Annotated in this window: 6 protein-coding genes; all 6 read right to left on the reverse strand. The window is 57.1% G+C overall.

Annotated elements, in window-relative coordinates; translation table 11 throughout:
* Nucleotides 1-393: 393 nt before the first annotated feature.
* Nucleotides 394-873, reverse strand: a complete 480-nt coding sequence (locus tag ACSVIK_RS25770; protein WP_442446978.1) for a hypothetical protein — start codon at nucleotides 871-873, stop codon at nucleotides 394-396.
* Between the two features lie 172 nt (nucleotides 874-1,045).
* The gene (locus ACSVIK_RS25775; protein ID WP_442446979.1) at nucleotides 1,046-2,209 is read right to left on the reverse strand and encodes a hypothetical protein; all 1,164 of its coding nucleotides are present in this window, start codon (nucleotides 2,207-2,209) and stop codon (nucleotides 1,046-1,048) included.
* Entirely contained in the window at nucleotides 2,193-3,356 is a 1,164-nt protein-coding gene (locus ACSVIK_RS25780; protein WP_442446980.1) for a hypothetical protein, read from the reverse strand. The genes ACSVIK_RS25775 and ACSVIK_RS25780 overlap by 17 nt, the downstream gene beginning before the upstream one ends.
* On the reverse strand, nucleotides 3,340-6,936 hold the full coding sequence (locus tag ACSVIK_RS25785) for a toxin VasX (RefSeq protein WP_442446981.1): 3,597 nt from the start codon (nucleotides 6,934-6,936) through the stop codon (nucleotides 3,340-3,342). Before ACSVIK_RS25785 ends, ACSVIK_RS25780 begins: the two co-directional genes overlap by 17 nt.
* Complete coding sequence (locus ACSVIK_RS25790; RefSeq protein ID WP_442446982.1) at nucleotides 6,933-7,808, reverse strand: DUF4123 domain-containing protein; 876 nt, start codon at nucleotides 7,806-7,808, stop codon at nucleotides 6,933-6,935. The genes ACSVIK_RS25785 and ACSVIK_RS25790 overlap by 4 nt, the downstream gene beginning before the upstream one ends.
* Nucleotides 7,801-9,162 (reverse strand): type VI secretion system tip protein TssI/VgrG (gene tssI / locus ACSVIK_RS25795; RefSeq protein ID WP_442446983.1); only part of this gene is annotated, 1,362 nt, incomplete at its 5' end. The genes ACSVIK_RS25790 and tssI, both read right to left, overlap by 8 nt.

A 9,162-nucleotide genomic window follows, 5' to 3' on the forward strand; every position in this document is an offset into this window, starting at 1 on the left:
TTGCTTCATCGGGCTATCATCCAGGGCTACCAGGCCAACTATTTCACCAGATTCTGGAAGTTAAATTCAGAGTTTCCCTAACAAGCAGAACAATGTGACCGTAAGCCCTACAACGTCGACGTGGAGTGACGCGATAAAAGCCGGAAGAAGTACTAACCAGCCCCATCTCAGCACATGGGTCGTGAACGTGGCAGAGTGGCGTTCGATCATCGAAACACCACCCGCGTCATCGACGGTGAAAATGCTATCCGGGAAAACCTTTATCAGTGCATTCATAGTGCTATGTGACCGTGCGAGGTGTGGGCCAGAAAAACGGTGCAACCGCACTGGTTGTGGCTCTGAAATCGGTGATCTCTCGCGGTGTGATTCTCGGTCGCCTTCCCCCTTTGCAACTTACGTCCTTTGCAGACCAGTTTGCGGCGCGTTGCCCGTTGCTTGGTTGATGAGCGCATTGGCTTCCGCCAGAAAATTCTCTGTGAGAGACACATTGCTCAGAAAGAAGCGTTGATTGTCTTCCTTCATGTCGATCGTCAGTGACTTGAAGAATGGATTACGTCGAACGCGGATCTTCTTGATGTCACTGGCATGAAGCAGTTCGTTCCGACGGTAGGACTCGGATTCGTCAGCGTATCGAATTCCCTCGGCTGTCAACGAAACGCTTACATATTGGTCGCGACGTGCGAGTGAAGAGGCAATGAATAGAATGATATTGGCGGTAATCGATAGTCCGAGGGGCCATCCGGTCAGATATACGCCAAAATTAGTAAAGGGAAAGAAGATAAGTGCGAGCTGGAGGCTCGTTATCGTTGTGCTGAGCATCGTCCAAGACATAATGCTGAGGTATTGGGCATAGTTCCAAGTTGCTTGTGTCATGATTCTTCCTTGCGGTGTTTTTTGATCAGAGGAATGTTGCGAAACCGGCTATATGAAGATTCCACAGTTGATTGGCGAGGGTTGTGGCAACGGCGAAGCCAGATAGCTATCCGTGCCCGGAAAGCCTTGGCTATCCCCGGCCATGTGTGGCTTATCCAGGCCGGGAGGGGTATCAGCGGTTTGCGGCACTGGCCCGTTTCCTATCGGTTGCAGTCATGCGCCCTACCTCGGCCATCAAATCGAATATCGAGCCCTGTGGATGACGTTGGCGCAGGTTTGCCAGCAGTTCGCGTTGCCTGAGCAGTTCGTCACTGGGCTTGGCCCATTGTTCGGGGGGCAGGGGCTCTGACCAGGCGCGCATGGCTTCGGGAACATTACGTTGGTGCATACGCTTGACTCGGCTTATGTTCCATTCGGTGAGGTGGAAGGGCAGCGTCCACAACGTGTAAAAGTGGAAAAAGTACCAGCCAAGCACATACCACTTGCCAACTTCACCTTCGCGGTAGCGGCGGCGCATGCGCTCACGGGCGTTGTAGAAGGTGTGCAGCCCCTCATGGGGTGGGTCGTCCGGGCCTTGCAGGTCGAAGGGATCCTGAATGTCCTTGAGGCTATGGATCTCGTGATCCATATAGGCGCGAATAGCTTCCCAGTTGCCGATGGCCATACCCAGGCCGCTGGTGGCGAATTCCAGAGTGTAGTCCTGCCCGCTTGGGGCATGGTGAAAACCCACGCCCATGGCGAACTGACTTTGAACACCGTATTGAGTAACCCCACGCGCCTCGATTACCCAGGCAGATACCTGTTCCCAAGGGACGAAGATGGGCTCGGTATGGCCCTCTGGCACAAAACAGACTTCACGGCGTTGGCGGTTGAAACGGGTGGCAATAACAGTCTTGTGCTGAAGATGGTTGTATAGCCATACACTCAAGGTCAATGCGAGAAGCGCTGGTGTGCCTATCAGGCTAATTTCTAGGCCAGCTTCAAGTACTCCTGTTGCCATTTGCCAAGTATCTAAGAGAGTTCCACCTACTAAAGGAGTTAGTATGGCTGCGAGAACAGGAGATAGAAGGAGTGGCATGACAATACCCACGAAAAATGGGCCTGCTAAAGTCATCTGCCAACCAAATACAGGTGGTAAGCCAGTACCAAAGCTCAGGTAGGTGTTATTCACCTCACCGATGGCGTGGGCGTAGTCATGCGGCGGCTCACCCGTTGCCAGTGGCAATGGGGCCAGGTAATTGACCCGCCCGCCCGGAAAGCCCTGGCTATCCCCTGCCTTGTGCGGTTTATTCAGGCTGGGTGGAGTGGTGGTTTGGGTCTTAGCGGCTTGCTGCACCGGCCTGCTTCCTGTTGCTTGCAGCCATGCGCCCCACCTCGGCCATTAAGTCGAAGATCGAGCTTTGGGGATGACGTTGACGCAAGCTCTCCAGCAGCTCGCGTTGCCTGAGCAGATCGGCGCTGGGTTTGACCCACTGCTCGGGGGGCAGGGGCTCTGACCAGGCGCGCATGGCTTCAGGAACATTGCGTTGGTGCATGCGCTTGACCCGGCCAATCTCCCATTCGGTGATATGAAAAGGCAGCGTCCACAAGGTGCATAGGTGGTAGAGATACCAACCAAGCACATACCACTTGCCAACCTCGCCTTCGCGGTAGCGACGGCGCATGCGCTCACGGGCGTTGTAGAAGGTGTGCAAGCCCTCATGGGGTGGGTCGTCCGGGCCTTGCAGGTCGAAGGGATCCTGAATGTCCTTGAGGCTATGAATCTCGTGATCCATATAGGCGCGAATAGCTTCCCAGTTGCCGATGGCCATACCCAGGCCGCTGGTGGCGAATTCCAGAGTGTAGTCCTGCCCGCTTGGGGCATGGTGAAAACCCACGCCCATGGAGAACTGACGTTGAACACCGTATTGGGTAACCCCACGCGCCTCAATTACCCAAGCAGATACCTGTTCCCAGGGTACGAAGATGGGCTCGGTATGACCCTCTGGCACAAAGCAGACTTCACGGCGTTGTCGATTGAAGCGGGTGGCGATGATCGTTTTATTTTTAAGATGGTGGCGTAACCAAATAGTCAATAAAAAAATCAATATCGCTAAGGTACCTATAGGGCCGATCTTTAGCCCTGTTTTGAACATCTCCAATGCCATTTGCCAAGTGTCTAGAAGCGTTCCGCCTATCAATGGCGTCAATAGGGCAATAAACAGGGGAAATAAAATGACGGGCATAACTATGCCTGAAAAAAAACATCCCCCAAGAATCAATTGACGGCCAAAAGCATGTGGCATGCCAACACCAAAGCTGAGATATGCATCATTTACTGCGCCTACCGCATGGGCATAGTCATGGGGCGGTTCACCCGTTGGCAGTGGAAGTGGCGCCAGGTAGCTAACCCGCCCGCCTGGAAAGCCCTGACTATCCCCTGCCTTGTGTGGCTTATCCAGGCCGGGTGGGGTCGCGGTTTGGGTATCAGCGGTTTGCGGCATCTTGGGCATCCAGTAATAGCAAAGGGTCGATCTGCAGCCTGGCGGCGGCCTGACCTTGAATGGCTGCCTGGCTGGCGGGATATTCGCCCGGTTTATCGGGCGCAAGGCGAATGGTATGGCGCTCTTCACGATACTGGCCGCGCTCGTTGAGGCGTTCGACCCTTAGCTCCAGTAGCAGTTCTTCCTGGGTATACCCGCCAATGGCTGCTTCCATGGGCTGGGGGCGTTCGACCCTGAGTGTCAGCGGCGAGCTGGCAGCCAGTTCCAGCCCCAGTTCATGGAGCGGGTGCCACCTGACCATGGATTCTCCTTTTTCATAACGCACGGTGCGAATGCGATAGGCGCTGAGGCTAAGCCGTGCGGTGGGTTGCCCGGCAAGAGGATGCTCAAGCGCTGCCTGGCTCAGACCCGGGAACGCCAGGGCGATATCGATACTTTTGGGTGGCAGCAGCAGGTCGCGCCACCAGCTATCGTGGCTGCCGTGGGTAACGATTACCGAGGGCCGTTGAATTACCCCGAGCAATGCCTGCTGGTAGGTCTCCAACGTATAGTCCTTACGCTTTTGCGAATCCTGGCTCCAGGGCGTGCTGAGCAGCCAATCGTCGTGGGCGTTGGTATTGTTGCGGTTGTACCACCAGGTACCACCTAGCTCCAGGGCGGTAAACAGGGCGCCGGCGATATTGAAACGGAAGAAAACGCTTGCCAGACGTGGGCCTGCTAGCGCCCAAGCGGTGCGACGAGCCGCAATGCTACTCGCTTTTAGTACCTCTAAACCGGCATATGCTGTGTGACCCAGTCCGTAGATATTGGCGCCTAACATTCCAGTTGAGCCAAGTATGGCGATAGCTGCACCTTGTTGTGCTTGGGCATTACCGCTTTGCACGGCTCCGAGCCATTCGTTGTAATGCCCTCTGCTGCTGATAGCAGCAGCAAATATGCCACCGAAATAAGCTATAAAGCCTAAGCCAAAATGTAGTTTGCCCATCTGTACATGGGTTGTAGCCAATGCATGGTTTTGTAGCCCTTTCACCAACTGCGTGGCTCTGGCCTCAAGTGCTGTATTGGCAATGGACTGAGCGGCAGCGAAACCAGCAGCGCCAGTGGTAAAAGCAGCGCCGATGAGTGGTGTGATATCTCTTTTTTCTGCGGGTTGCTTAAGGATTTCTCTTGCTACCTGCACCACATTCACCAACTGAGCCACAAATACCGCCAGCCCCACGCCGTCACCCAGCTTGCCGAGGGTGCCGGCAGTGCCGTAACCATTGCGGATATTGCGCAGCCCTGTCGCGACTTCCTGCAGCTCGGCTGGTGGCAGAATCAGAGTGATGCCGGCGCGCCCAGGGGCTGCGCCGGCCACGCGCATGCTGTTCTGTGGTACCTCGGCGATAGGGCTTATGCCTGCCGCCAGACGGGGTTCCAGAATATCGAGCTGGGCGCGAACTCTGTCGATCTCGAGCTGCAATGCGCGTGCGCGCGGTGCCTTGTGCCCGCTATCGGCATTGCTGATGATCACACCCCGCTGTTTCTTGAGACGCTTGAGCTCCGCACGATTGGCCAGCACTTCTTTCAGGTCTTCTATCAATCTGGCCTTTTCCGCCTCACTGGCGACGGCGAAGGTCAGGCCTTCACGTTTCGCCGCATCGAGCAGACGCTTCGGCAGGGCTTTTGGCAAGCGGCGAAACAACTCGTCGAGATCCGGCACCTTCTGTTGCCCCACTTCCTCGAAGAAGGTTTGCATGGCTTTGCTGATGCCAAAGCTCAGTGCGGGGTCGAGCGTGGATAGAGCGCTATGCCCCAGGGCTCTGGTCGTTTCAGGCAGCTCGTCTAGTGCCGGGATCTTGCCTTGTTCGATTTCTTTCAGCTTGGCCAGCCAGTGGTCGATGGCGACAGCGGCACCATAGGTGGACAAGCCCAACAGCGCATACTGCGCTGCCAGTTCGCTTTGGGTATTCAGCGGCAGGGTGTGGAACAGCGGGCGGTCGTATTGAGGCTTTTCTTCCAACCAGGCGTAGAGCTTTTCATTGGCGGCATCACAGCGACCGATGTCCTTCAGGCAGGCATATTGGGTGGCGAATGCCAGGCCGACCTGCTCGGCCTGCTGAACATCGTAATACCAGGCCGCGCGATGAAAGCGCTCTTCTGTGGTCATGTTCGTGCGGTCAGTACTGATCCGCTCCAGCAGCGCGTCCCAGCGTTGCAGCTTGGCTCGGTTGGAGGCCAGAAAGGCCTCCATGGCAGGGCGGTCGATCAGGTCATTGATCCCGCGCTGGCCCAGCTTGGCCCCGTTGAGTACATCTCTTATTTGGCGATTGCGCTCTTTCTTGAGCCGCTTCAGGGTGTCGAGATGTTTCTTGGCGAAGTCGCTGTTGGCACCTACCAGTATCTTATTGGCATAGTAACGCTCGGTCGCTGCGTTGAGCTCGTTCACGATTCCGTAGGCATTGATTCTGGTCGCTCTGGAACGAATCTCATCCAGTTCGGCTTTCAACTCTGGAGGCAGGTCAGGGTCGCTCGGGCTCGGGTGGCGACCGCTGTCGCTATCGCTGTTTAGGTAGTCGAGAACAGCTTGACGGGTATTGCTTTGATCAGGCTCGGGCAGTCGCTGCAGATCCTCCAGCATCGCCTGGGCATCAGCATTGTCCAGCTTGGATAATTCGTCGGCACCGATTTGCGTCCGCGATTCGATATAGCAGGCGATCATATAGTCGCGTTCGTTGGCGCCTGGCTGTGCGCCGCCATCACGCCACTCCCCGATCCAGCCGACCACCTTGTCCTGAAACTGTGCCAGATCGCGCATGACACCAATATCGTCGCGCAGCACCAGAAAGAGTGCGTCATGCTCGTATGCTGGCAGAATCTTGGCCGTCAACTCGCCGATATGGGTGTCACGGAATTGTGCTGGATCTTCCCAGACATAATCCTGAAGTTCCTCCGGGTGCGGTTCTACCAAGGCAGGGCGGTTCTGGTGATCAGGATAGGTTTGTTGACCCTGCTCATCACGATGCACCTTGTTCTGGACGACTTCAGCCAGCCATTTTTCCGTCTGTTCACGCGTCAGGAGGTCGCCACCGCCCCGCTTGGGATCGGCCTGTTTCAGATCCACCCGCTGCATGAAATAGTTGCGATCCTTCTGGCTGGCCAGTACCTGCGTGCATTTGCGGGCCGTCCATTGCAGTTCTGAGTAAGCCACATGCAGTGTGCTGGATCTGGGGAAGATCAAATGTGGCTCGCCAATGGCGTTGGTACGAGTATCGGCGCGAACTTCGGCATCCTTCCACAGCAGCTTGGTAATGGCGCCTTTTTCTATCTGGTATTCGTGGAGATAACCCGTGCCGCTGTCGATGATGTAGAGAAAACCATCACGCACAAGTCGAATACCCAGAGGCCGAGTCTTCAGCTTGAAGGGTACTGGCAGCTCAGAGGATGGATCGACCCATTCGGTCAGCCCGTAGCGCAGAGGAATCAGTTGCACTTCGGCTTTCATCAATGGACATGTACTGGTGGCCGAACGGCTGTCACTACAGGAGGCCGCCTTTGCGGCCAGGTTGGCGTTATTGCGAGGAGGTGTCTGCGCTGTCATGAGGTCATTCCTTGTCTCTGCGTGGCGCGCTGCTCTGCCAGATATGCAGCTTGCTCTACTCGTTCTACCGGAAGGCGTGGTGAAGAGGCTTCGAGCAGTTGAGCGATGTCCGAATGCTGTTCCAGTGCGGCCTCGCCAAGAAAACCGAAAATATTGGCGAACAGGAAAATTTCTCTCTCGGCGCACAGGTTTAGCTGGTAAGCCTTGTTGGCCAGTTCGCGTAGGTGCTTATGACGTTCGATGCCGTTGAGCGCAGCCTGGTATTGGGGAAAGAACGTCCGGAGGTGTTCATCCAAGGCCAGGATAGTCTGGCGGAAGCTGACGTCTTCAAGCGTTGCGACTTCCGCGTCATTCAGGCGATAAGGACGACTATGATCCTTGGCAAGCGTTGTCTCTGGAGCCTGTTGTACGTGCCAAGTCGCTTCTACGCCATCGGGCATGTATAGCTGCTCGATCGGCCCCCAGAAAAGTGGGTTGCCAATGCTGAATAGCGCGTTAGCGACGGCTGGATCCGCTAGACGCAGGATAAAAGCCTGTTGCGCAGAGACTTCCACGTTTACAAGCCAGCGCAAGTGCTGGGTAACTTCATCGAACGTGGCGCGGGTGAAAATCAGGTAGCCCCACTCCTGCGCGGCATTGGCAAGGAAGGCTTGCAGGACGGGATCGCCTGGGCTGTCAATGACGATCAGGCATGGAGAGAGCTCATTGAGTTCGCTCAAGTCCGTTCCGAGATACAGCGGCTCGAAATTCGGTTGCTCAGACCACTGATAGAGCTTTTGTGGAAGGTTCTCCACGCTTACGCCGTCGAGCAGCAAGTAGCAGTTGCTATGCCAGGGCAGATCATGGGGCAAGGGATTCATGTTCTCAGACATTTCCGGCCCTCGCCTTGGCTGCCTCGCAGATGGCGCAGAGTGGTTTTTTCTGCATCAGCGCCTGCTTCTGCGCTGGAACCAGCAACTCCCCTGCTTTATCCGCATCCGCCGGCTTCGCCGCCCCCGGCAGGACGGGCGCGGCCCCCGAGCCACTGCCCGCTGCGCCACCGGAGTTGATCTTGATCACCGGCCCCACCAACGTCACGCCGCCGCCGTCGAGTTTGACGAAGCTGCCGCCGCCCTTGAGGGTCAGTTCGCTGCCGGCTTCGAGCACGACTTTCAGGCCACTGGAGAGGTGGATTTCCTGGCCGGCCTTGATGAACTGGCCGTTACCCAGCTTGATGTGCTGGCTATCGCCGACGGTGAGGTGGTCGTTGGCCTTGATCTCGGTCTTGCGGTCGGCGTGGGTGGTGCGGTGTTCTTCGGCCTTGAAATGGCTGTAGGTATTGGCTTCGACGGTGTCGTGGCGTTCGTTGCCGACGCGGATCTTCTGGTCGTGCTCGATGTTTTCGTCCCAATCGCGCTGGGCGTGGACGTAGATCTGCTCGGCGCCCTTGCGGTCTTCGATGCGCAGTTCGTTGTAGCCGCCACCGCCGGGGCTGCTCAGGGTCTTGAACACGCTACGGGTTTTGTTCGCCGGCAGGTCGTAGGGCACGACGTGTTCGGCGTGGTACAGGCAGCCGGTGATCAGCGGCTGGTCGGGGTCGCCTTCGAGGAAGGTGACCAGCACTTCCATACCGATGCGCGGGATGGTGATGGCGCCATAACGATCACCGGCCCAACTGGAGCTGACCCGTAGCCAGCAGCTGGTTTTCTCGTCCGCCTGGCCTTCACGATCCCAAAAGAACTGCACCTTCACCCGGCCATACTGGTCGCAGTGGATTTCCTCGCCGGCCGGGCCGGTGACCACGGCGCTCTGGCTGCCAAGGATGCGCGGTTTGGGATGCTTGAGCGGTGGGCGATAAGGCACGTCCCACGGTGTGGCGGTAAAGCGGTTGCGATAGCCCTGGGTAAAACCGTCGGCAGGCTGGGTGTCGCTGGTGACCGACTCTTCCAGCACCTGCGGCTGTTTGCCCTCGTGCTGCACTTCGGTAAGCAGCCAGAGCTGGTTCCACTCCGGGCGCGAATGCTCGGTCAGTTCGAGGAAGTGGCCGCTGACCAGGGTCGGCGAGTCGCCGTCACCTTCGGCCAGCTCGAAGTCGTGGCGGTGGCGCTCCAGCGCGCGCTTGGCCAGGTGCTTGCCGCGCTCACGGTCGGTGTAGCGACCGGGGTAGTCGTAGTCTTCCAGTTTCGGTTGCACCTCGCCGTCGGCCTTGGCCTCCAGTTGCAGGCGCGGCTTCTCGAAGTCGTAGTC

This window comes from Pseudomonas sp. NCHU5216 (genome assembly GCF_052156495.1).
In the GTDB taxonomy this organism is placed as follows: domain Bacteria; phylum Pseudomonadota; class Gammaproteobacteria; order Pseudomonadales; family Pseudomonadaceae; genus Aquipseudomonas.